Genomic DNA, 21,638 nt, shown 5'->3' with positions numbered 1-21,638 from the left:
ATCCCTCACCGCCGACCAGTCGCTCCTCGATGCAGCGGCGCAAAACGCTTTCGAACACGCGACGGAACAGATCGCTCTCCCGGAAGCGACCATGCCGGTTCTTGGAAAAGGTCGAGTGATCTGGCACTGCGCCGTCCAGACCGAGCCGGCAGAACCACCGGTAGGCTAAATTAAGGTGGACCTCATCGCAAAGGCGCCGCTCCGATCTGATGCCGAAGCAGTAGCCGATTAAAAGCATCCGGATCATTAGCTCCGGATCGATCGAAGGCCGGCCGATGCTGCTGTAGAATGGCGCCAGATCCTGCCTGACCTGTTCAAGGTCGACAAACCTATCGATCGAGCGAAGCAAATGGTCGGAAGGGACGTGCCTCTCGAGCGAGAACTCATAGAACAAAGCAGCCTGTTCGACTTGCCGATGTCCCATCATGATCTTCAGTCCTGCCAACTAGACAGACTGAATCACTGGTATCTCTGAGTCGCAACCGCGGCCTTTTTCAACGGAATCGGTCACAAGCCGACATGCCGGGTTCGGTGCCGCGTGTCTGCTCGACCACCGAACGCGGACATCACGGATTCATGAGTACGCCCTAGCTGCGGTAGTAGCGCCACATCCTCAGGAAGGTGCGATGGATCATGTCGGGCGGCTGGTCGAACGGCTCGACATTGATCCGCACCATGTTGGTGTGGCTCATCCGCCAGGGCAGGCGCATCAGCCAGCGCCAGGACGGCTGCTTGCGCCAGTCGGCGACCAGCGCGCTGGTGAGCGGCGCGTTGAGGACTATTTGCAGCTCGTGCACGGTCATCGCGCGTTCGGCGATCTCGACGAGATCGATGCGCTCGATGGCGCGCCACCGGATCAGGCCGAAGGCCTGGACGAAGATGCCGTATTGATTGGCGCCGATGGTGGGACGGCCGGTCTCGAGCAGCGGAATGTTGTAATAGGTGAAGCTGGCTGCAAGCGCCGCGAGCAGGAGCCAGTAGAAAGCGCCGGTGAGGAGGGCGGCGGTGCAGAAGATCGCGGCCAGTGCCGCCGTCACGTAGACGGGGAAATAGGTGTCGTCGCGGCCATAGGCGACCGAGTAGCCACCCACGTTTCCCTCGTTCAGGGTTGCGCTCATGGACGCCAAGGCTACGACCAACACCGGTAAATAAAAACGGCCGCAAATAAAAACGGGGCCGCGAAGGCCCCGTCAAAGTCGTTTCAGCGTGTTGCCGCGATCCTACTTGATCTTGGCTTCCTTGAATTCGACGTGCTTGCGCGCGACCGGGTCGTACTTCTTTTTGACCAGCTTCTCGGTCATGGTGCGCGAGTTCTTCTTGGCGACGTAGAAGAAGCCGGTGTCAGCCGAGGACACGAGCTTGACCTTGATGGTGACCGCTTTGGCCATGTTCAGGACCTCAAAATTGAAGGGAATCTGGAGCCGGCCAAACGGCCCGCGTTGGCCGGCAACCTAGCCACAAACCGCCCAAAGTCAAGGTTTTGCGGCCAGAAACTCGCCCAAATCGGCCCGATTAACCCTCGAAGAACCGGTTTTTCGGCCGCGGCAGGCCCAGATTCTCCCTCAAAGTGGTCCCTTCGTACTCTTTCCGGAAAATCCCGCGCCGTTGCAGTTCCGGGACGACCTTGTCGACGAAATCGTCGAGGCCGGCGGGCAGGAACGGGAACATGATGTTGAAGCCGTCGGACCCGCGCCCGACCAGCCACTCCTCCATCTGGTCGGCGATGGTCTTGGCCGTGCCGACGAAGGAGAGCCCGCCATAGCCGCCGACGCGCTGGGCGAGCTGGCGTACGGTCAGCTTTTCGCGCGCCGCAAGGTCGACCATCCGCTGCCGGCCGCTCTTGCTGGCGTTGGTCTCCGGGATCGGCGGCAGCGGTCCATCGGGGTCGAAGCCGCTCGCGTCCGTGCCGAGGATGACCGAGAGCGAGGCGATGGCGCTGTCGTAGTGCACGCGGCTGTCAAGCAGCGCACGCTTCTCCTTGGCCTCATCGACGCTGTCACCGACCACGACGAAAGCCCCGGGCAGGATTTTGAGATGCTCGGGATCGCGGCCGACCTTCTCCATCCGGCCCTTGATGTCGGCATAGAGCTTCTGCCCGTCGGCAAGGCTCCCGCCGCCGGTGAACACAGCCTCCGCGGTCTCGGCGGCGAGCTGCTTGCCGTCCTCGGACGCACCGGCCTGCACGATGAGCGGCCAGCCCTGGACGGGACGGGCGATGTTGAGGGGACCGCGCACCTTCAGATATTTGCCCTGGTGGTCGAGCACATGCATCTTCAAGGGATCGAAGAACAGGCCGCTTTCGACGTCGCGCACGAAGGCATCGTCTGCGAAGGAATCCCAGAGGCCGGTGACGACATCATAGAATTCTCTCGCGCGCTTGTAGCGCTCGGCGTGCTCCATGTGATCGTCGAGACCGAAATTCAGCGCCGCGTCGGGATTCGAGGTGGTGACGATATTCCAGCCGGCGCGACCGCCGCTGAGATGGTCGAGCGAAGCAAAACGCCGCGCGACGTGATAGGGCTCGTCGAACGTGGTTGAGCCCGTCGCGATCAGGCCGATGCGCTCGGTCACGGCGGAGAGCGCTGACAGAAGCGTGAACGGCTCGAACGAGGTCACGGTGTGACTGCGCTTCAAGGCGTTGATCGGCATGTTGAGCACGGCGAGGTGATCGGCCATGAAGAACGCATCGAACTTGCCGGCCTCGAGTTTCCTGATCAGCGTCTTGATGTGGCCGAAATTGAAATTGGCGTCGGGCCAGGCGCCCGGATAGCGCCAGGCGCCGGTGTGGATTGAGACCGGGCGCATGAACGCCCCGAGCTTGAGTTGCCGTTGTGCCATCGCCCCGTGTCCATGCTGGATGTCGTTCGAGATGACATAGGTGCGGCGCCCGCTTGTGCCATCGGCCACGCGCAGAACAATTTTTTGTTTTTCTCTCGCCCCTCAGCACATTCGTCATTCCGGGCTGGCGCCAAGTGGCGCGCCCCGAAATGACGGGAGGAGGGAGCTTCTCCCTCGAACCGATCGGCGTCCTGGTCCGACCAAGCGATGACTTCGGCCCGTGAGGAGACAGGCAATGGCCAGCGCAATGGCGGTGGACGGTACAATTCGCATCGATCGGCCGATGCCCTGGATCGGCCGGCTGCTGTCGCTGCCGCTGCTTGCGGCGAGCGCCTACCTGCTTTGGAACGTCGCCCTCGGGTTGCGACAGGACCTGTCCGGATTCGGTCGATTGGCCGATGACTGGGTGCCTGTGCTGGTCTTCACGGGTCTTGGCCTTGCGGTCGGCATTCCCGGTCTGATCCTGCTGACATTCCGCTATTTCATCGTTCTGAATGAGACGCTGCGCCAGGTCGTCATCACCAGGCAGTTTGGCCCGCTGAATATCCGCAGCTCGCGCAATCTGTCGGACTACCACCTCATCAGCATCACCGATGACTGCGATGCGGAGCTGACGGTGTACGACGTCAACCTCTGCGGCAACAAGGGCACCACGCCGATCACGCTGTCGAGCTTCACCAGGCGCGAAGACGCGACCGAACTTGCGAACGAGCTCGGTCGCAAGCTCAAGCTTCCGGCACGCGACTATGTCGGCACGGAGCCTGACGCGGACGAGTGATCCGTCTCAGGTCAGCTCAAAATATCCTTCTGCATCTTGCCGCCGTAGAAATGGAAGAACGGCACCGGTGCGTCATGGCGGAGCGGGCCGGTGGCGAGCCGCTTGTCCAGCTCATTGAGCACGTTCCGCGTCATCGGATGCAGGTCGGCGAGCGGCTGTGAGCCGAGCTCGACCCAGACCAGCTCGACCAGCTCGGCATCGGCATGCACCACGCCCTCGACACGATGGGTGATGGCAGAGGCATCCGCGGTGAAGAAGCGCGTGTCGAAGCGCTTGACGCGGCCGGGGGGCGTAATTGCGCGCGCGATCAGGAACAGGCCGGAGGGATCGGGCAGGAGGCCCGCATCGGCAAACGGTTGCCAGGGGCCGTCAAGCTTCGGCGCGTTGCCGTCGTGCTGACGCCCGAGGCAGAGACCGGTTTCCTCGCAGGCCTCGCGGATCGCGGCGATCGCAAGCGATTTTGCACGCGAGGCCTCCGTCCTCGGGCTGCCCTTGAACAGATTGGCCTGAAGCTCCGGCGTGATCGGCGCCGCGCAGGGCACGCGATAGTCGGCCTTGTCGACGCGGCCGCCGGGGAAGACGAACTTGCCGGGCATGAACACCACCTTGTCGTGGCGCTTGCCGACCAGCACTTTTGGAATGGAGCCGCTGCGATCAACGAGGATCAGGGTGGCGGCATCCTTCGGCCGAAAATAAGGATGGTGATCGGGCTCCTTCTCGTCGTGAACCCTTTCTTTTTCCGCCTGCGCCGCTTCAGTCATTTCCTCACCCGAACGGTTTTCTTCATTCTTGTTACACCGGCGGAATACCATCCGGCGGATTGTCGTCAAAGCCGTGCATGCGCAGGGCCCATTGCAGGCCGACCACGGCGCCCTTCACCGGCTGCAAGAGCGCGAGCGAGGCGATGAAGGTGAAGGGGAGATAGGCCGCAAAGCTGATCCAGGCTGGCGTGGTGTAGTTGGTCTCGATCCAGAGGATGCTCGGCACCACGATGTGGCCGACGATGACGATCACGAGATAGGCCGGCAGATCGTCGGCGCGATGCGGCGTGAAGTCGAGCCCGCAGGATGAGCAGTTGTCCGCGGTTTTGAGGAACGCGCGGAACAGCTTGCCCTGGCCGCAACGCGGGCAGCGGCCGCGAAAGCCGCGCTTCATCGCACCCCAGACGTCGCGCTTCTCGACGAGGCCGGTCTCGCGCGTCCAGATCTTTGGCGTGGTGCTCATCGCTTCCATGCCTTGTTCTTTCCCTTGCCTTTCGCGCCCTTGCCCTTCTTGCCCTTGCCGGACTTCTTCTGCTTCTCCGGCTTGCGCCTCGTCTCGGGACTGCGTCCGGGTCGCGCCTTCGCCGCTTTGCGCTGCGGACGAAAATCCCTGCGGCCACGCGGCGCGCTCTCGCCCGCCGACAACAGCTCGAAGCGCAGCGCGCCGGCAATGGGAGCAGCTTCTACCAGACGGACGTCGACGACATCACCCAGCTGATGCATGGCACCGCTGCGCGAGCCGACGAGGGCATGGCGGCTCTCGTCATAGTTGAAATATTCCGTGCCGAGGGATCGGATCGGGATCAGCCCGTCGGCGCCGGTGTCGTCGAGCTTGACGAACAGGCCGGCACGCGTGACCCCGGACACGCGGCCCTGGAAGGTCGCGCCGATGCGATCGGCGAGATGATGCGCAATGAGCCGGTCGACGGTCTCGCGCTCGGCCTTCATCGCGCGCCGCTCGGTGACTGAAATATGCGCGGCGACTTCGCTTAGGGTTTCCGGTGTCTCGCTGTCGGGCAGCGCGCCTTCGCCAAGGCCCAGCGCGCGAACCAGCGCGCGATGCACGACGAGATCGGCGTAGCGGCGGATCGGCGAGGTGAAATGCGCGTAGCGGCGCAGATTGAGACCGAAATGGCCATAATTCTCGGCGGAGTACTCGGCTTGCGCCTGTGCGCGCAGCACCACCTCGCTCACCAGCGGGTAGTAGTCGTGCCCCTCGAGCTGAGCCAGCACGCGGTTGAACAGGGTCGGGCGCAGCGGGCCGCTCTTGGCAAAGGGAACGTCGAGCGTCTCCAGAAACTCCTGAAGCGCGTGGACCTTTTCCAGCGTCGGCTCGTCGTGCACGCGATAGATCAGCGGCAGCGACTTCTTCTCCAGCATCTCGGCCGCCGCGACGTTGGCGAGGATCATGAACTCCTCGATCAGGCGATGCGCGTCCAGCCTTTCGGGTACGACGACGCGATCGACCGTGCCGTCGCTCTTCAGCAGGATCTTGCGCTCGGGCAGATCGAGATTGAGCGGATCGCGCTCGTCGCGGGCGCGCTTGACGCAGGCGTAGGCGGCATAGAGCGGCTTGAGGATCGGATCGAGCAGGGGGCCGGTGGTGTCATCCGGCCGGCCGTCGATCGCGGCCTGCGCCTGCGCATAGTGCAGCTTGGCGGCCGAGCGCATCAGGATGCGATGGAACGAGTGCGAGCGCTTGCGGCCGTCGGGGCCGATCACCATCCGCACGACAAGTGCGCCGCGCGGCTCGCCCGGCACCAGCGAGCACAGATTGTTGGAGATCCGCTCCGGCAGCATCGCCACGACGCGGTCGGGGAAATAGACGGAGTTGCCGCGGTCGATCGCATCACGGTCGAGCGCAGTGCCAGGGCGGACGTAGAAGCTCACATCCGCAATCGCGACATTGACGATGAAGCCGCCCCTGTTGTTGGGATCCTCGTCTGCTTGCGCATGCACCGCGTCGTCATGATCCTTGGCATCGGGCGGATCGATGGTGACGAGCGGGACGTCGCGCCAGTCCTCGCGCCCTTTCAGGTTCGCCGGCTCCGCAGCTTCCGCATCGCGCATCGCGCCTGGGGAGAATTGCAGGGGGATGTCGTGGGCGTAGATCGCGATCAGGCTGATCGCCTTCTCCGACTTGACCGAGCCGAGCTTTTCTTTCACCCGACCCGAGGCCAGGCCAAAGCCGCGCGAGCGCACGATGTCGACGCTGACGAGGTCGCCATCCTCTGCGCCTTGCGTCTCGGTCTTCGCAATGTTGAGTTCACGGTCGGCAAATTTCTTGTCGACCGGTACGAGCCGTCCGCCGCCCTCGGGCAGGCTGCGGAAGACGCCGAGGATGCGGCTCTTGGCCTTGTCGATGACCTTGATGATGCGGCCGCGCCAGGCGGGGCCTTCGGTCTCGTCGGAGCGCTCGATGCGAAGCAGGGCGCGGTCGCCGACGCCGGCCGCCGTGCCCGGCTTCGGCCGGCGGGGCATCTCGATGAGGATTTTCGGCGGTTCGCCGCTCTCGACCTCGTCCCATTCGGCGGGGGAGGCGATCAACTCGCCATCGGCGTCGCGGCCGGTGATGTCGGCGAGGAGCGTTGGCGGCAGGCTGTCCGGCTCCGAAACCTTGTGGCGCTTCTTCTTGATGATTCCGTCATCGGCGAGCTCGCGCAGCATGCGCTTGAGCTCGATGCGGTCGGCGTTCTTCAGGCCGAACTCGCGCGCGATCTCGCGGGTTCCGACGTTTCCATGATTTGCCTTGATGAAGGCGACGATGGCGTTCCGGTCGGGAAAGCCATGGTCATTCTTACGTTTCACTTAACCTCTAATTCTTGCCGGCACTCTTCTTGGCCGGTGCCTTGGCCGCGGCAGATCCCTTGGTCGGCGACGTCTTGGCCGTCGACGACACGGCTGCGCGTGCCTTGCTGGTTGATTCAGATTTCGTTTTGGCCGCGGCTTTTTTCGCGGCCGGTTTCTTTGCTGGCTTGGGCGGATCCTCGCCCTCGGCAGTCTTTGCCGTGGTCTTGGTCGCCTTCGCCTTCTTTGCTTTGGTCTTGCCGCCACCTTTGGCCGCGCGCTCGTCGATCAGCGCGATAGCCTGGGGCAGGGTGATCGCGTCCTTTTCGAACTCGGCAGGGATCGTCGCGTTGACGCCACCTGCCGTGACATAGGCGCCGTAGCGGCCGCTCTTCACGGTGACGGTGCCGAGCGTCGGGTGGTCGCCGATCGCCCTGCCGGGGTCGGCGCCGAAGCGGCGGCTCGGGCCCTTCGCGACCTTCTCCGCGATCAGCGTCACCGCGCGGTTGAGGCCGATGTCGAACACCTCGTCGCCGGCTTCCAGGCTGGCGTACGTCTTCTCGTGCTTCACGAATGGCCCAAAGCGGCCGAGACCGGCGGTGATCGGCTGACCGGTCTCCGGATGCTTGCCGATTTCGCGCGGCAGCGACAACAGCTTTAGCGCAAGCTCGAGGTCGACATCGCCGGGCGAGGTGCCCTTCGGGATGCCGGCGCGCTTCGGCTTCTCGCCTTCCTCATAGTCCTTCTGCTCGCCGAGCTGGATATACGGCCCGAAACGGCCGGCCTTCACCCAGACGTCGAAACCGGTGTCGGGATCCTGACCGAGCGAACGGTCAGCGGTGGTCTCGCCGTCCGCGGCGAGCTGGCGCGTGTAACGGCATTCCGGATAGTTCGAGCAGCCGACGAAGGCGCCGAACTTGCCGGCTTTCAGGTTGAGCCTGCCGCTGCCGCAGCTCGGGCACTGCCTGACGTCGCCGCCATCGGCGCGGGGCGGATAGATGTGCGGCCCCAGCATCTCGTCGAGCACGTCGAGCACCTGCGCGACGCGCAGATCCTTGATCTCGTCGACGGCGCCGATGAAGTCGCGCCAAAAGTCCTTCAGCACCTGCTGCCAGGAGATCTCGTTGTTGGAGATGCGGTCGAGCTGCTCCTCCAGACCCGCGGTGAAGTCGTATTCGACGTAGCGGCTGAAGAAGCTCTCCAGGAACGCGACCACGACGCGGCCCTTGTCCTCGCCATGCAGGCGCTTCTTCTCGAGCTTGACGTAGCCGCGGTCCTTCAGGACCTGGAGGATCGAGGCATAGGTCGAGGGCCGGCCGATGCCGAGCTCTTCCATGCGCTTGACGAGCGAGGCTTCCGAGAAGCGCGGCGGCGGCTCGGTGAAATGCTGGGTGACGGACAGCGACTGGCGCTTGACGGCCTCGCCCTCGCTCATCGCGGGCAGGCGGCGAGAGTCCTCGTCCTCCTCGTCGTCGCGGCCCTCCTGGTAGAGCGCCAGGAAGCCGTCGAACTTGATGACCTGCCCGGTGGCGCGCAGCTCCAGCGTGCGGGCGCCTGCCTTTGCCGTGATGTCGACGGTGGTGCGCTCCAGCTCAGCCGCTTCCATCTGGCTCGCGATGGTGCGCTTCCAGATCAGCTCGTAGAGCTTGGCCTGGTCGGCGTCGAGCTTGCGGGCCATGCTGGCGGGACGGCGGGAGAGGTCGGTCGGGCGGATCGCTTCGTGCGCTTCCTGCGCGTTCTTGGCCTTGGTCTGGTACTGGCGCGGGCTGTCCGGCACGTAGGCGTTGCCGTAGTCCTCGCCGATCACCTTGCGCGCCTGGGTGATTGCTTCACCCGCGATCTGCACGCCGTCGGTACGCATATAAGTAATAAGTCCAGTGGTCTCGCCGCCGATGTCGATGCCCTCATAGAGCCGCTGTGCGATCCGCATCGTATGCGCGGGTGCAAAGCCGTATTTGCGGCTGGCTTCCTGCTGGAGTGTCGAGGTCGTGAAGGGCGCCTGCGGATTGCGCCGGGCGGGCTTGGCATCGACCGCGGTCACCGCGTAGGTAGCCAGTTCCAGCGCCTTCTTGAAGTCTTCCGCTTCCGCGCCGGTGCCGATGTCGAGCCGCTGGATCTTCTTGCCGTCGGCGCCGACGAGACGAGCCTCGAAGGCGTCGCCGCGCGGCGTCAACAGGGTTGCGATCAGCGACCAGTATTCACGGGCGACGAATTTCTCGATCTCGAGCTCGCGGTCGCAGACGAGGCGCAGCGCCACCGACTGCACGCGGCCGGCCGAGCGGGCGCCCGGCAGCTTTCGCCACAGCACGGGGGAGAGGGTGAAACCGACCAGATAATCCAGCGCGCGGCGCGCCATGTAGGCGTCGACCAGCGCACCGTCGATCTGGCGTGGATGCTTCATCGCTTCCGAGACCGCCTGCTTGGTGATGGCGTTGAACACCACGCGCTCGATCTTCTGGTCCTTCAGCGCGCGCTTCTCTTTCAGCACCTCAAGCACGTGCCAGGAGATCGCCTCGCCCTCGCGATCGGGGTCGGTGGCCAGAATCAGGCGGTCGGCGCCCTTCAGGGACTTGGCAATGTCATTGAGCCGGCCGGCAGCCTTGGGGTCGACCTCCCAGATCATCTTGAAATTTTCGTCCGGATCGACCGAACCGTTCTTCGCCGGCAAGTCCCGGACATGGCCGAACGAGGCCAGAACCTCGTAGGACGAGCCCAGATACTTGTTGATCGTCTTGGCCTTCGCCGGCGACTCGACAATGACGATATTCATGTAGTTCCAGTAACTTACGGGAGAAATCTAGGCCAAATTCGAAGGGACTCGGGTCGGCCGTTTCGTCCCGAACATGGGTGGTGAGGCCGTCCCTGTCAAATCGAGCGGTGTTGAACGGGCCGAAAATGAGCAAAGTTTCATATCGCGAAAGTTGTATAATACCGCCTTTGAGTTGTGGGGTGGGCGGCGTAGAGTCGAAGGTGGGCAAGGATTCGGATGGGGTCTGGTGACGAAACCAGCAAGGAAGCGGCCGCCGACCGCGTCGGCCGGAGGAAAGCGTTCGCGGAGCGAGGAACCGGGCGAGGGCGGGGCGGACGAAGCTGTCGCGTTCATCGCCGAGCAGGTGGCTCAGTTGCGCCAGATCGCCGAGCGCCACAGGCTCGACGTGCTGCATTATCTCCTCGGCATGACCCAGTTAGAGGCCGACGAGCACATCCGCCTCCGCAGCAAGCGCAAGCTGTCGTGAAGCTCGGAGCGGGCCACGTTCTCCGATGTCATGAAAGCAGGACTGCCGTAGGGTGGGCAAAGCTTTCGCCTTATCGAAGAGCGAAGGCGAAAGTGTGCCCACCCTTCTGCCTCCCTTGCGTCGACGGAATTGGTCGGCACGCTTCGCTTTGCCCACCCTACAGCGGCTGCATGAGCGGCGCGCCACTGCTTCCACGTCGTCATTTGCTGCGGCTGCGGTCTACATGTCCGTCACGCGATAGACGCACGCTGCTCCCTCGACACCCCGAAGCGGTGCGTCGAACGCGACGACGTTGCGACCGGCGAGAAGTTGACTTACCCCGGGTGCCGCATAGAGCGCTTCCGAAAGGCAAATTTCCCCGGCGCCGGCCAGCGCTTGGACACGCGCCGCCACATTCACGGTCTGTCCGAAATAGTCGAGGTTCTCGTTCAACGTGACCGCGATCGAGGGACCGCAATGGGCTCCGATCTTCAGGATGATGCTGGGATCGCCATGCTCGGCATTGTAGCGCTCGATATCAGCCAGAATGTGCAGCGCGGCCGAGACGGCATCGGCCGGGCGCGAGAACACGGCCATCACGGCGTCGCCGATCGTTTTGACGATCGCGCCCGAGTGCTGCTGAACGGTTGAGCCCAGCAGGGCAAAGTGCTCGCGTACCAGCGCATAGGCGTTGAGGTCGCCAAGCCGCTCGTACATGGCCGTCGATCCCTTCAGGTCCGTGAACAGCAGGGTCACCTGCCTGATGCCGAGGCCTTCCTTCTCATCGACACGCTCCGACCGGAACAGTCGTCGGAAAGTCTGTCGGGCGAGCAGCATGCCGCCTGACAGATAGGGATCGAAGTCGAGCGCGGGCTTGACCGTCTGCGCCAGGATCTCGGGCGGCCAGTTGATCAGAAGCAAGGAGCCGCGTGTCGCAGAGCTATTTTCCACCTCAACCACCACCGGCCCGGGCGGCACGGCGGATGCGAGCGGAGAAAAACGGCGTCCATCATACTTGATTGGCAAGCGCGTCGGAGCCGATGCGGGCTCGCCCACCACATTCACTGCGAAGCTGGCCTGGGTCTGCACATTGACGCCTGCAAGCGCGCCGGGGCCGAGCTCGACCATGAGCGACGTTGTGGAGCCCGGAGGCAAGAACGACAAGCCGCGAACGAGACCGCGCAGGACGTCAAGAAAGCGGATCGGCTGACCCGGCAAGCGCCCGTCGGTGAGAAAGCGGGCCTTCCAGTGGAAATCCTCGACCGAAAGCGACGCCAGATCGTGGAAGGGAAGCCTTCGAAGCTGCGGGGAAACCGTGAAAGTCACTTCGATGAAGTCATCGAGGTCCGTGTCGCCAGAGACATCGCACAGGCCGCAGACATAGTGGGTTTTCAGGGTTCGCAAGGCGCCGAAACTGTCGAGCACCATGCCGGACTGGGGGCAGACGACATCCCAGCTCATGTCGAACAGACCGCTCCGCGCGGCATGGAGAAACAGGTCGATGCTCTCTGCTTCGCTGATGGCGCGGTCGCGCGCAAAGGAAAGCGGATTGATGCGATAAAGCGAGAGGTCGTCGCCACCCCGGATCAAGCTTTCGAATTTGGAGATGACGCGCGGGCTCCAGGACCGGGCCTGCTCGACCTCGGTCATCTTGCTTTCGAGCAGCCTCTCTTGAACGTGATGCATTTTCCCACCCAAGTCGTCGACGAGGTTGGACTTCACATGTCAGCGAAGATGGCACCATCTTCCGGCCGTCCAAGAGTAGCATAAAACCCCAGGGACAAATGCATGCTTTGGGGCGGGACTGCGCGAGCAACTATCTATTAATCGTGAGCATTTGCCTCTCGTGTCTTTTGCGTGAGTAGCGTCTAGGTTGTGAGCGACGTTGATTGAAAGCAACAATGCCACTTCTTGCGAGACACGATATTACTTCGTCGCTTTGACGACTCTGCCGATGAGCTGCAAATGAAACTGCTTGGCATCACAGCGCTTGTTGGCGTGGGAGCCTACGCCATCTGGACCGCCTTTAGGCTGGTCAATGCTCCCTCAACCGAGGAGGCCATGCAACTTTCCCTCAAAGCATTGGAAATACCGGGACTCGAGATCGCCTACGCGCTTCACAGGGATGCCTGTTCAATCACGAGAGTGAGCATTTGGACCTGGAGCGTCGAATGCGAGGGCGTGCCGATGCATTTCTATCAGGATGTAACCTACTGCGAATCTCGGTTGCCAAGGGTCTGCGCTGCGGCTGCATCTTCTGACACGAACTGCCGCTCGTATTACTGGTTTATTGATTTGGATGGGAAACCCTCGGCGCCGATCGGCAAGAGGAAGGGATATTCATCCATCATGTCGGATTGCAAACCGAAAGGCTCATTCGATTCGGATCGGATGGAAATGGCCCGTCGCGGCATACGACCTAACGCTGTGGAGATAGGTGTCCCGTCAGGGTCAATCACCGACAAGCGGAGCGTTTCCGCTCCGCCGGGATAAGCCAACATCCGCTAACCCGCGTTCCGGCTCCGCCGCGATCGCGCCTTCAGCGTCGTGTCGGCCGCACTCAGCACCCGTCCATCCTCCGCGCGCAGCTCGAGCCTTCGTACCGGGCGGCCCTTGTCACGATCGACCAGGATGGTCGCGATCTCCTCGGGGCGGTCGTCGAACTCCTCGCTCCATTGCCGGAGCGCGACCAGCACGGGGAAAACGCCGCGGCCCTTCGGCGTCAGCACATATTCAGAATAGGCGCTGCCGTCGGAGGCGGGCGCGATCTTCAGGATCCCGTGGTCGACGAGCGCGCGCAGCCGCGTGGCGAGGATGTTCTTGGCCATGCCGAGCTTGCTCTGGAACTCGCCGAAGCGACGCACGCCGAACAGCGCCTCGCGGATGATGAGGAGCGACCACCAGTCGCCGATCGCTTCCAGCGATCGCGCGATCGGGCAGGAGTCTCCTTCAAAGCTCGTTCGTTTCACCATCGTGCCGTTTCCGTCTGCTTGTCCGCCATCGCGCCGATCACGCGCTTGTGTGGTTGCATTATAAAACCGGATGCCCTAAATGGCAATCAGGTTTCATTATGCAACCATCGGAGGCGAGCGTGAGACTGAAGGGCAAGACGGCATTCATCACCGGCGGCAACAGCGGCATCGGGCTTGCGACGGCAAAGCTGTTCGTGGCCGAGGGCGCCAGGGTCACCATCACGGGGCGCAACAAGGAGACGCTGGAGGCTGCGGCGAAGGAACTCGGGGCGAGCGGTCTTGCGGTGGAAGCCGACATCAACGACGTCGCCGCGACCGAGAAGGCGATCGCGCGCGCGGTCGAAAAATTCGGCAAGCTCGACATCGTCTTTGCCAATGCCGGCATCCCCGGCAATACCCCGCTCGGCGGCACTACGCTGTCCGCCTTCGAGCAGGTGATCCGCACCAACATCACGTCGGTGTTCTTCACCGTGCAGGCGGCGCTGCCGCATCTCAATGACGGCGCCTCCATCATTCTCAATGGCTCGGTGATCTCGGTGCTCGGCAATCCCGGCTATTCCGCCTACGCCGCGAGCAAGGCCGGCGTGCGCGCGATGGCGAGGGTGATGGCGTCCGAACTCTCGCCGCGCAATATCCGCGTCAACGTAGTGGCGCCGGGCGCGGCCCGCACGCCGATCTGGAAGGGCACCGCACCGACCAACGAGGCCTTTGCCGCGCTGGAAGGCCGCATCGCCAAGACCACGCCGCTGGGCCGAATTGGTGAAGCAGATCACATTGCGAAGACGGTGCTGTTTCTCGCCTCCGATGATTCCGCGCACGTCCAGAGCGCGGAGATCTTCGTCGATGGCGGCGCGACCGGCTCGCCTGCGGGCGCGCCAATCTTTCGCGGCTGATCGAATGAAGTGAAAATTGAACCGGCCTCACGCGGTTGCGCCGGCCGGTTCCCTCGTCTGCAGGACATATTTCAAAACTGTCCGTGAAGGCGTTGAACCTTTGCGTGCGCTGCACAGACATTTCTATGGGCAGGGTCATAAGACCCATTTAAGGGAGCCCGTTATGCCGAAAGCAGCTCGAATTCTTTCGTCGATTTCAGCACCGCGTATTTACACCGAACGTTCCGCCATCCCCGCGAAGAAATCCGACAGCCATCAGCTCGTTGCGGTCGCCTTGTTCTCGTGCATCGGACTGTTCATCTCGCTTGTCGCCGTCATCCTGGGCATTCAGGGGATGTGGTTTTAGCGTCATGAGCGGAATGCTCATGCAACCGCCGCCGCCCGCATGTGGCGGCGACAGATGGCGTTGGCGTGAAGCCTATGCCGCGCGCAGGCTGGTCGCGGCCTCAAGCGCGCCTGCGATGGCCTTCTCGCGGTGGTCCGGCCCGACCTGGATGCCATCCGCGATGATGAATTCCGGGCTGATCCCGATGAAGCCGAACACGCTGCGCAGATAGGTTTCGAGGTGCTCCAGGGCAGCGAGCGGCGTGCCAGCGCCGTAATAGCCGCCGCGGGAGATCGCCACGACGACGCGCTTGCCGCCGGCAAGGCCTTCAGGTCCGGTGGCGCCGTATTGGAAGGTCTTTCCTGCCACGATGATGCGGTCGATCCAGGCCTTGAGCTGGCTCGGGATGGTGAAATTGTACATGGGCGCGCCGATCACGACGATTTCGGCGGCGAGGAATTCATCCAGCGCGGTCTTGCTGGCGGCGAGGTCGGGCTCAAGTTCGGCCGGCGCCGGGCCGCCTTGCGCGGCGGCAAGGTGCGATCCGGAAAGGTGCGCGAACGGCACCTGGGTCAAATCACGATAGACGACGTCGAGGGACGGCGTGGCCTGGCGCAGCCGGTCGACGATGGCCGCCGAAACCTGCCGGCTGACGGAGTGGGGGCCGAGCACGCTGGAGTCGATATGGAGGAGTTTCATTTGGGTCACCCATGGTATAGATTTGTAACCCGCACTACATGAGTGACTGCCGAAATCCCCGCAAGAACGCACTTTTTTGAGCCATGGGCACATCTTTGAAACCAACACACAGCGATTTGCCTGCCTTGCCGGTGCCGCATCCCGACCATGCCGACTGCCGCGGCGTCGCTTCCATCCTTGCCCGGGTTGGCGACAAATGGAGCGTGTTCGTGATCATGATGCTCGGCGACGGGCCGAAGCGCTTCAATGAGCTGAAGCGCATGATCGCCGGCATCTCGCAGCGGATGCTGACCCTGACGCTGCGCGGGCTGGAGCGCGACGGGCTCGTCACGCGCACGATCTTCCCGACCATTCCACCACGCGTGGATTACGAGCTGACTGATCTGGGCCGCGGGCTCGCGCAGCCCGTCGTCGCGCTCGGGATGTGGGCGCGGGCGCACCAGACCGAGATCGAGGCGGCGCGGGCGCGGTTCGACAAACGGAATGAGGGTTGATGTGAGCTGTTGGGCTGAATTGCTTTTGGTTGGAGCGGTTTAGCCCCGTCCACCTCGGGCGCCTGCGACGCCCGCCTGTGGCGTGCTTTCTACTTTGCATGGGGTTGTTTTCGATCTTTTTCCGATCGCGCTTTAGAGCAGGGCGACCAGACCACCGCCGTGGCGCTCCAGGCGTCCGGCGAGCTCGAGTTCCAGCAGCACGGTTCGGACGATCGCTGGCGAGGCGCCGGACATGCGCACGAGATCGTCGATCGAAATGGGCACGGGGCCGAGCAGGCCGATAATCTGGTCGCGATCATGTCCTTGCGGATCGGTTTCGAAGGGTTCGCTGTCGGGCTCACCGGCCGGATGCATGATCGGTCTTTCCATGATCGGCTGCACCGCATTGATGATGTCGGCAGCCTCCGTGACGAGCGTTGCGCGCTGCTTGATGAGATCGTTGGCGCCGGCGGCGCGCGGATCGAGCGGCGAGCCCGGCACGGCAAAGACCTCGCGGCCCTGTTCGGCCGCCATGCGCGCGGTGATCAGCGAGCCCGATCGCTGTGCGGCCTCCACCACCACGACTCCAAGCGAGGCGCCCGAAATCAGGCGTTGCGGCGGGGAAAGTCGCGTGCGCGCGGCTCGTGGCCGAGCGGCATCTCGGAGATGGCAGCGCCGCTCTGGTCGAGGATCGCGGCGAGCAGGTCCACATGCTCGGGCGGATAGATGCAGTCATGGCCGCCGGCGAGCACGGCGACCGAGCCGCTGGCGATGCTCGTGCGGTGCGCGGCCTGGTCGACGCCGCGCGCAAGGCCCGAGATGATAACGAAGCCGGCCTCGCCAAGCTCGCGCGCGAGCTGGCCTGCAAATTTGAGCCCGGCGCCCGAGGCATTGCGCGAGCCGACGATCGCGATCATCGGCCGCATCAAGCTGGCGGCGTCGCCGCGCACCGCGAGCAGTGGCGGCGCATCGTCGATCGTCGCAAGCCGCGAGGGATAACCGTCCTCGCCGGGCGCGAGCCAGCTCATGCCGAACTTCCGGCTTGCCGCGAGCTCGGCTCTCGCTTCGTCAGCGGAGCAGATGCGTCCCGATCGCGCCGCGCCGCCGCGGCGCGCAAGGTCCGGCAGCCGCTCCAACGCGGCGCGCGCGCTGCCAAAATGATCGAGCAGCGAACGGAAAGTGCGCGGACCGACATTGTCCGAGCGAATCAGGCGCAAGCGGTCGATGCGCTCGGCCTCGGTGAGGGCTGTTGTGGTGGTGATGGCGTCCACGGTGTCTCCTTGCGCGCACAGCATGGAACAACCTGGGCGCGTGGGCAACAGGGCGCTGCGCTTGCGCGACTTCCTCGCGATGCTAAAAACGCTCCCAACAAGAAGGATTTGGGCCATGATCTCACTCGCCGATCTCCAGCTCCGCATCGAGAGGGGCGAGCTTTCGCCGGACGCCGCTATCGCGCAGTCGCTGGAGGCGATCGAGGGGCGGGAGAACGACGTCCGGGCCTTCGTCTGCCACGCCAACTCTGCGAAGGCGCAAGGCTCAGGTCCCCTGCGCGGCGTTGCGGTCGGCATCAAGGACATCATCGACACCGCGGACTTCCCGACCGAGATGGGCTCCGCGATCTACAAGGGTTGGCAGCCGCGTGCCGACGCGCCGGTCGTGATGATGCTCAAGCGCGCGGGCGCCACCATCATCGGCAAGACCACAACGACGGCGTTTGCCTCGCGCGATCCGACCGTCACGCTCAATCCACACAATCCCGGCCACACGCCGGGTGGATCTTCCGCTGGCTCGGCGGCTGCGGTAGCTGCCGGCATGATCCCGCTGGCGGTGGGCACGCAGACCGGCGGCTCGGTGATCCGGCCCGCGGCCTATTGCGGGGTTGCCGCGATCAAACCGTCGTTCCGTCTGCTGCCGACGGTGGGCGTCAAATGTTTTTCCTGGGCGCTCGACACGGTCGGACTGTTCGGTGCCGGTGTCGACGACATCGCGCGCGGATTGTTCGGGATGACCGGCCGGGTCGAATTCTCCGACATCGTCGCGGCAACGTCGCCGCGCATCGGCGTGGTCAGGCAGGCGTTCGCCGGTCCTGTCGAGCCGGCGGCTGAGCAGGGGCTCAGCGCGGCGATCAAGGCCGCGACGCGCGCCGGTGCGAGCGTGGAAGAGATCGACCTGCCCGAGATGGTGCAGGAGGCTTGGCGCATTCACCCCGTGATCCAGGATTTTGAGGCGCATCGTGCGCTCGCCTGGGAGTTTTCCGAACGTCACGACGAGATCGCGCCGATGCTGCGCGCGACCCTCGATGCAACGGTTGGGGTCACGTCGCGCCAATACGACGAGGCGCGCCGAATCGGCCGCCGCGGCCGCCGTGAGCTCGGCGAAGTCTTTGAGGGGGTCGACGTGCTCCTGACCTATTCGGCCCCGGGCACCGCGCCAAAGGGGCTCTCGTCGACCGGCGATCCCCGCTACAACCGGCTGTGGACGCTGATGGGCAATCCTTGTGTCAACGTGCCGGCTCTCAAGGTGGAAGGCCTGCCGGTCGGCGTGCAGCTCATCGCGCGCTTTGGCAATGATGCGGGCGCGCTGGCCGCCGCGCGCTTCCTCGAGAACGCGCTCGCGGCGTCAAACTAGCGCGGGCTCGGCGCGCGTGCGCTGGACGGACGGCTCGCTACGCGTCTCCCGCCGCAGCCAGCGGTCGGCAGCAGTGCGGCCGCTCCGGTGCAACAGGCGGATGAAGCCGCGGCCGAGATCGGTCGACGAGCGCTGCGCCAGCCCCTCGATCTCGTCTTCCGCCGCGATCCTGAATAGCCGCAGCGCGGGGGCGGTGCCGGTGCGTGCCCATTCCACCGCGGCGACCTCGGCGTTGAGCGCGGCGTTGGCCGCGATCTGGTCGAGCCGGCGGTCGATCGCGGCGAGCGTGATCGGCACGTAGCTGTCGCGCGAGGGCGTCACCTGGACGACCAGCACGTCGGACGCGCGCGACTCCTGTACCAGCCGCACCAGCGGCGGATTGCCGCCATAGCCGCCGTCCCAATAGGCATCGCCGTCGACCTCGATCGCGCAATGCACCAGCGGCGGGCAGGTCGAAGCCAGCGCGACGTCGGCGGTGATCGCCTCGTTCGAAAACACCTGCTGGTGCCCGTCGCGGATCCGTGTCGCCGCGATCAGGAGCCTGGGGCAGGCCTTGTCGCGCAGCGCCGCAAAATTGATGTCGCGGGACAGCGCCTGCCGCAGCGGATCGAGGTCGAACGGATCGAACTGGCCGGAGCGCAGCGTCGGCCCGAATGCCACAGAGCTTCCCGCCGGCGAAAAGCCGCCGACCAGCATCAGCGAGCGGAACGAGGCCTCGTGCATCAGCCGCACCCAGAACCGCTCGAGGCGCGCCCGCGCGCCCTCGCGGCCGCCCTCGGCGAGGCCGCCGGCGACTAGCAGCGCGTTGATGGCGCCCGCGCTGGCGCCGCTGATGGTGTCGAATTCGATTCCCGGCTCTTCCAGCAGGCGCTCCAGCACGCCCCAGGTGAAAGCCGCAAAGGTGCCACCGCCCTGGAGTGCCAGCGACAATCTTCGAGGCGGCCAGTGCTCGGAGGGTGTCACGCTCGGCGCGACGGCTGCAACGGCGGTCACAGGTTCGATCAGTGGAACTGCTGGCGCGACCGGAGCAGGAGCGGGCGACAGCGGTGATGCGGGCGCAATCTCAGCAACAGGAGGTGGAGAGGGCGCACTGGACCAGATGTCCGCGGCGGAGAGCAGCATGCTTGCGCGCGTGCGCGCAGCACCCTGCAAGCTACCCTCGTCATGCATGTCGACAATCGTCTCGCTCATTCTGAGCTACCGCGTAACGCCATTTTCTGCCGTCAGGATGACAGGCCTCGGACCCGTTGACCACTCCGGCCGGGAAACAAGCCGAAAGTTGCGAACAGGAATTGGCATATATTGCGGAGGAGGTGCGGCGATATCCGTATTTTTTCCGGATTATGATTTCTGGCCGATCCGGCTCTCGGTGCCCGATTGCAATCGCTTGATGTTCTCGCGATGCATGTAGAACAAAAGCAGCGTCAGCACCGCGAACAGCGAGGCGAGTGCGAGGTGGCCGAACCACCACAGGAAGATCGGCGTCACGAAGGCTGCGACCAGCGCCGAGAGCGAGGAGTAGCGCGTGGTGAAGGCAGTGGCGAGCCAGAGCAGGCAGAAGAACAGCGCGCCCGGCCAGAACAGGCCAAGCAGGATGCCAATATAGACCGCAACGCCCTTGCCGCCCTTGAACTTGATCCAGACCGGGAAGAGATGGCCGAGAAAGGCGCCGAGCCCTGCCAGCATCGCTGCATCGGGCCCGGCGAGATAGCCCGCAACCACCACCGCAACCGTGCCCTTGAGTGCGTCGAGGAGTAGCGTCGCTGCCGCCAGTCCCTTGCGGCCGGTGCGCAGCACGTTGGTCGCGCCGATGTTGCCCGAGCCGACCGTGCGCAGGTCCTGCGTGCCGGCAAGGCGTGTCAGGACGAGCCCGAACGGGATCGAGCCCAGGAAATAGCCGACAAGGAATGCAACTGGCAGGACAGCTTCAATTCCCATCGCGGCGTCTCCCTGGCCGGCGCAGTTTAGACATGCTCGAACACCGTCCGCCCGCCGACGATGGTGCGCACCACCCGTCCCGAGAAGCGGGCTTCGTCGAACGGCGTGTTCTTGCAGGGCGATTTGAGATCGGCCGGATCGAGCACCCAGGGCGTGTCGGCGTCGATCACGATGACGTCGGCCGGCGCGCCGGCGCGCAAGGTGCCGCCGGGCAGGCCGAGCAGCTCGGCCGGCCGCGTCGACATTGCCCGGATCAGCGTGTTCAGTTCCATCTCGCCATTATGTACCAGTCGCAGGCCCGCCGACAGCATCGTCTCGAGGCCCACAGCGCCGGGAGCTGCTTCCGCAAACGGCAGGCGCTTGCCTTCGACGTCCTGCGGATTGTGGTCGGACATGATGACGTCGACGAGGCCGGAGCCGACGGCCGCAACCAGGGCCCGGCGGTCGTCCTCGGTGCGCAGCGGCGGCGATAGCTTCAGGAACGTCCGGTAGGGCCCGATATCGTTCTCGTTCAGCGCGAGATGGTTGATCGAGACCGAGGCGCTGACGGCAAGACCGGCATCGCGGGCGCGCTTGAGAATATCGAGCGAGTCGATGCAGGAGAGCGAGGCCGCGTGATAGCGGCCGCCGGTCAGCGCAACGAGGCGCATGTCGCGCTCCAGCACCACGGCTTCCGCCGCGTTCGGGATGCCCATCAGGCCGAGGCGGGTCGCGAACTCGCCCTCGTTCATGACGCCTTCGCCGACGAGGTTGGGATCCTCGGTGTAGTGCACGATCAGCGCGTCGAAATCGCGCGCATAGGTGAGGGCGCGGCGCATCACCTGCGCATTGGTGACGCTTCGGTCGCCGTCGCTGAAGGCGACCGCGCCGGCGGCTTTCAGGAGACCGAACTCGGTCATTTCCTCGCCACGCATCCCCTTGGTCAGGGCGGCCATCGGCTGGATGTTGACGATCGCGGTGTCGCGGGCCCGGCGCATCACGAAGTCGACGGTCGCCGAATTGTCGATGACCGGCAAGGTGTCCGGCTGGCAGATCACGGTGGTGATGCCGCCGGTCGCCGCCGCCTGGCTCGCGCTCGCAAAGGTTTCGCGATGGCCGTAGCCCGGCTCGCCGGCGAAGGCGCGCATGTCGATCAGGCCGGGAGCGACGATCTTGCCGGAGCAGTTGACGATGTCGGTGCCCTCGGGGACGCCAGCCGCGCCGATGCCGCGGCGGGTCTCGCGGACGATGCCGTCGGCGATCAGGACGTCGCCGACGCCGTCAAAGTCCCTGGAGGGATCGACGACGCGGGCGTTGGCGAGCAGGATCGGGCGGCGGTCGGTCAGCATTGG

The 21,638-nt window shown here is 64.5% G+C and carries 21 protein-coding genes and 1 pseudogene; 7 read left to right on the top strand and 15 right to left on the bottom strand.

All coding sequences use genetic code 11. The annotated features are described in order from the left end of the window. The 4 genes from SO180_RS21955 to SO180_RS21940 all read right to left on the bottom strand — a co-directional run. Positions 1–427: transposase (locus SO180_RS21955; RefSeq protein WP_449380914.1), on the bottom strand; the 427-nt coding region annotated here is incomplete at its 3' end. 160 nt (positions 428–587) lie between these two features. Beyond that, positions 588–1,091, bottom strand: a complete 504-nt coding sequence (locus SO180_RS21950; protein WP_449380913.1) for a hypothetical protein — start codon at positions 1,089–1,091, stop codon at positions 588–590. Positions 1,092–1,220: 129 nt separating this feature from the next. Continuing rightward, positions 1,221–1,388: a 50S ribosomal protein L33 gene (rpmG, locus tag SO180_RS21945; RefSeq protein WP_449380912.1), complete on the bottom strand. Its 168-nt coding sequence runs from the start codon at positions 1,386–1,388 to the stop codon at positions 1,221–1,223. A 124-nt stretch (positions 1,389–1,512) separates the two neighbouring features. Further along, positions 1,513–2,838, bottom strand: coding sequence for an LLM class flavin-dependent oxidoreductase (locus tag SO180_RS21940; RefSeq protein WP_449380911.1), 1,326 nt, complete (start codon positions 2,836–2,838; stop codon positions 1,513–1,515). A gap of 235 nt (positions 2,839–3,073) precedes the next feature. Here SO180_RS21940 and SO180_RS21935 point away from each other — a divergent pair, with 235 nt between their 5' ends. After that, positions 3,074–3,616 carry a hypothetical protein gene (locus tag SO180_RS21935; RefSeq protein WP_449380910.1) on the top strand — a complete coding sequence of 181 codons (543 nt, stop codon included), beginning with the start codon at positions 3,074–3,076 and terminating at the stop codon, positions 3,614–3,616. 11 nt (positions 3,617–3,627) lie between these two features. On the opposite strand, the gene SO180_RS21930 is transcribed toward SO180_RS21935, so the two are convergent. From SO180_RS21930 to topA, 4 genes are read right to left on the bottom strand one after another with little or no spacing between them, the layout of a single operon-like run. Next, positions 3,628–4,377: an NUDIX hydrolase gene (locus SO180_RS21930; protein ID WP_449380909.1), complete on the bottom strand. Its 750-nt coding sequence runs from the start codon at positions 4,375–4,377 to the stop codon at positions 3,628–3,630. 31 nt (positions 4,378–4,408) lie between these two features. Then, entirely contained in the window at positions 4,409–4,849 is a 441-nt protein-coding gene (locus SO180_RS21925; RefSeq protein ID WP_449380908.1) for a DUF983 domain-containing protein, read from the bottom strand. After that, a complete protein-coding gene (gene rnr, locus SO180_RS21920) occupies positions 4,837–7,185 on the bottom strand; it encodes a ribonuclease R (protein ID WP_449380907.1) in 2,349 nt (782 codons plus the stop codon). The genes SO180_RS21925 and rnr overlap by 13 nt, the downstream gene beginning before the upstream one ends. 7 nt (positions 7,186–7,192) lie before the next feature. After that, a complete protein-coding gene (gene topA / locus SO180_RS21915; protein ID WP_449380906.1) occupies positions 7,193–9,934 on the bottom strand; it encodes a type I DNA topoisomerase in 2,742 nt (913 codons plus the stop codon). Positions 9,935–10,160: 226 nt separating this feature from the next. Here topA and SO180_RS21910 point away from each other — a divergent pair, with 226 nt between their 5' ends. After that, positions 10,161–10,400: a hypothetical protein gene (locus SO180_RS21910; protein ID WP_449380905.1), complete on the top strand. Its 240-nt coding sequence runs from the start codon at positions 10,161–10,163 to the stop codon at positions 10,398–10,400. A 219-nt stretch (positions 10,401–10,619) separates the two neighbouring features. Here SO180_RS21910 and SO180_RS21905 read toward each other — a convergent pair whose 3' ends face one another. After that, complete coding sequence (locus tag SO180_RS21905) at positions 10,620–12,065, bottom strand: adenylate/guanylate cyclase domain-containing protein (protein WP_449380904.1); 1,446 nt, start codon at positions 12,063–12,065, stop codon at positions 10,620–10,622. 279 nt (positions 12,066–12,344) lie between these two features. On the opposite strand from SO180_RS21905, the gene SO180_RS21900 reads away from it, so the two are divergent. Continuing rightward, positions 12,345–12,872 (top strand): hypothetical protein, encoded by a 528-nt coding sequence (locus tag SO180_RS21900; RefSeq protein WP_449380903.1) that lies wholly within the window; start codon positions 12,345–12,347, stop codon positions 12,870–12,872. Positions 12,873–12,883: 11 nt separating this feature from the next. On the opposite strand, the gene SO180_RS21895 is transcribed toward SO180_RS21900, so the two are convergent. Next, complete coding sequence (locus SO180_RS21895; RefSeq protein ID WP_449380902.1) at positions 12,884–13,351, bottom strand: winged helix-turn-helix transcriptional regulator; 468 nt, start codon at positions 13,349–13,351, stop codon at positions 12,884–12,886. Between the two features lie 119 nt (positions 13,352–13,470). On the opposite strand from SO180_RS21895, the gene SO180_RS21890 reads away from it, so the two are divergent. After that, a complete protein-coding gene (locus tag SO180_RS21890) occupies positions 13,471–14,244 on the top strand; it encodes an SDR family NAD(P)-dependent oxidoreductase (protein WP_449380901.1) in 774 nt (257 codons plus the stop codon). 163 nt (positions 14,245–14,407) lie between these two features. After that, positions 14,408–14,590, top strand: a complete 183-nt coding sequence (locus SO180_RS21885) for a hypothetical protein (RefSeq protein WP_449380900.1) — start codon at positions 14,408–14,410, stop codon at positions 14,588–14,590. A gap of 72 nt (positions 14,591–14,662) precedes the next feature. On the opposite strand, the gene SO180_RS21880 is transcribed toward SO180_RS21885, so the two are convergent. Then, positions 14,663–15,268, bottom strand: coding sequence for an FMN-dependent NADH-azoreductase (locus SO180_RS21880; protein WP_449380899.1), 606 nt, complete (start codon positions 15,266–15,268; stop codon positions 14,663–14,665). 83 nt (positions 15,269–15,351) lie between these two features. Here SO180_RS21880 and SO180_RS21875 point away from each other — a divergent pair, with 83 nt between their 5' ends. Further along, entirely contained in the window at positions 15,352–15,762 is a 411-nt protein-coding gene (locus SO180_RS21875) for a winged helix-turn-helix transcriptional regulator (protein ID WP_449380898.1), read from the top strand. Between the two features lie 132 nt (positions 15,763–15,894). Here the strand turns inward: SO180_RS21875 and dprA are convergent. After that, positions 15,895–17,036 (bottom strand): annotated as a pseudogene (dprA, locus tag SO180_RS21870) (DNA-processing protein DprA). A 91-nt stretch (positions 17,037–17,127) separates the two neighbouring features. Between dprA and SO180_RS21865 the strand changes: the two are divergent. Beyond that, positions 17,128–18,369 (top strand): amidase, encoded by a 1,242-nt coding sequence (locus tag SO180_RS21865; RefSeq protein WP_449380897.1) that lies wholly within the window; start codon positions 17,128–17,130, stop codon positions 18,367–18,369. Here SO180_RS21865 and SO180_RS21860 read toward each other — a convergent pair. The 3 genes from SO180_RS21860 to SO180_RS21850 form a co-directional block, all read right to left on the bottom strand. Beyond that, the gene (locus SO180_RS21860) at positions 18,361–19,560 is read right to left on the bottom strand and encodes a patatin-like phospholipase family protein (protein WP_449380896.1); all 1,200 of its coding nucleotides are present in this window, start codon (positions 19,558–19,560) and stop codon (positions 18,361–18,363) included. The genes SO180_RS21865 and SO180_RS21860 overlap by 9 nt on opposite strands. Positions 19,561–19,710: 150 nt before the next feature. Then, positions 19,711–20,307 carry a glycerol-3-phosphate 1-O-acyltransferase PlsY gene (plsY, locus tag SO180_RS21855; RefSeq protein ID WP_449380895.1) on the bottom strand — a complete coding sequence of 199 codons (597 nt, stop codon included), beginning with the start codon at positions 20,305–20,307 and terminating at the stop codon, positions 19,711–19,713. Between the two features lie 26 nt (positions 20,308–20,333). Beyond that, positions 20,334–21,635 carry a dihydroorotase gene (locus SO180_RS21850; protein WP_449380918.1) on the bottom strand — a complete coding sequence of 434 codons (1,302 nt, stop codon included), beginning with the start codon at positions 21,633–21,635 and terminating at the stop codon, positions 20,334–20,336. Between the last annotated feature and the right edge of the window lie 3 nt (positions 21,636–21,638).

This window comes from Bradyrhizobium sp. UFLA05-112, assembly GCF_053572325.1.
This window is presented reverse-complemented; position numbering and strand designations above follow the sequence as displayed.

Excerpts from the sequence above, each read along its gene's own strand:
- SO180_RS21935 (WP_449380910.1), top strand. The coding sequence starts at position 3,074 with ATGGCCAGCGCAATGGCGGTGGACGGTACAATTCGCATCGATCGGCCG.
- SO180_RS21850 (WP_449380918.1), bottom strand. The coding sequence starts at position 21,635 with ATGCTGACCGACCGCCGCCCGATCCTGCTCGCCAACGCCCGCGTCGTC.
- SO180_RS21875 (WP_449380898.1), top strand. The coding sequence starts at position 15,352 with ATGGGCACATCTTTGAAACCAACACACAGCGATTTGCCTGCCTTGCCG.
- SO180_RS21865 (WP_449380897.1), top strand. The coding sequence starts at position 17,128 with ATGATCTCACTCGCCGATCTCCAGCTCCGCATCGAGAGGGGCGAGCTT.
- topA (WP_449380906.1), bottom strand. The coding sequence starts at position 9,934 with ATGAATATCGTCATTGTCGAGTCGCCGGCGAAGGCCAAGACGATCAAC.
- SO180_RS21885 (WP_449380900.1), top strand. The coding sequence starts at position 14,408 with ATGCCGAAAGCAGCTCGAATTCTTTCGTCGATTTCAGCACCGCGTATT.
- SO180_RS21940 (WP_449380911.1), bottom strand. The coding sequence starts at position 2,838 with ATGGCACAACGGCAACTCAAGCTCGGGGCGTTCATGCGCCCGGTCTCA.
- SO180_RS21930 (WP_449380909.1), bottom strand. The coding sequence starts at position 4,377 with ATGACTGAAGCGGCGCAGGCGGAAAAAGAAAGGGTTCACGACGAGAAG.
- SO180_RS21900 (WP_449380903.1), top strand. The coding sequence starts at position 12,345 with ATGAAACTGCTTGGCATCACAGCGCTTGTTGGCGTGGGAGCCTACGCC.
- SO180_RS21925 (WP_449380908.1), bottom strand. The coding sequence starts at position 4,849 with ATGGAAGCGATGAGCACCACGCCAAAGATCTGGACGCGCGAGACCGGC.
- plsY (WP_449380895.1), bottom strand. The coding sequence starts at position 20,307 with ATGGGAATTGAAGCTGTCCTGCCAGTTGCATTCCTTGTCGGCTATTTC.
- SO180_RS21895 (WP_449380902.1), bottom strand. The coding sequence starts at position 13,351 with ATGGTGAAACGAACGAGCTTTGAAGGAGACTCCTGCCCGATCGCGCGA.
- SO180_RS21880 (WP_449380899.1), bottom strand. The coding sequence starts at position 15,268 with ATGAAACTCCTCCATATCGACTCCAGCGTGCTCGGCCCCCACTCCGTC.
- rpmG (WP_449380912.1), bottom strand. The coding sequence starts at position 1,388 with ATGGCCAAAGCGGTCACCATCAAGGTCAAGCTCGTGTCCTCGGCTGAC.
- SO180_RS21905 (WP_449380904.1), bottom strand. The coding sequence starts at position 12,065 with ATGCATCACGTTCAAGAGAGGCTGCTCGAAAGCAAGATGACCGAGGTC.
- SO180_RS21860 (WP_449380896.1), bottom strand. The coding sequence starts at position 19,560 with ATGAGCGAGACGATTGTCGACATGCATGACGAGGGTAGCTTGCAGGGT.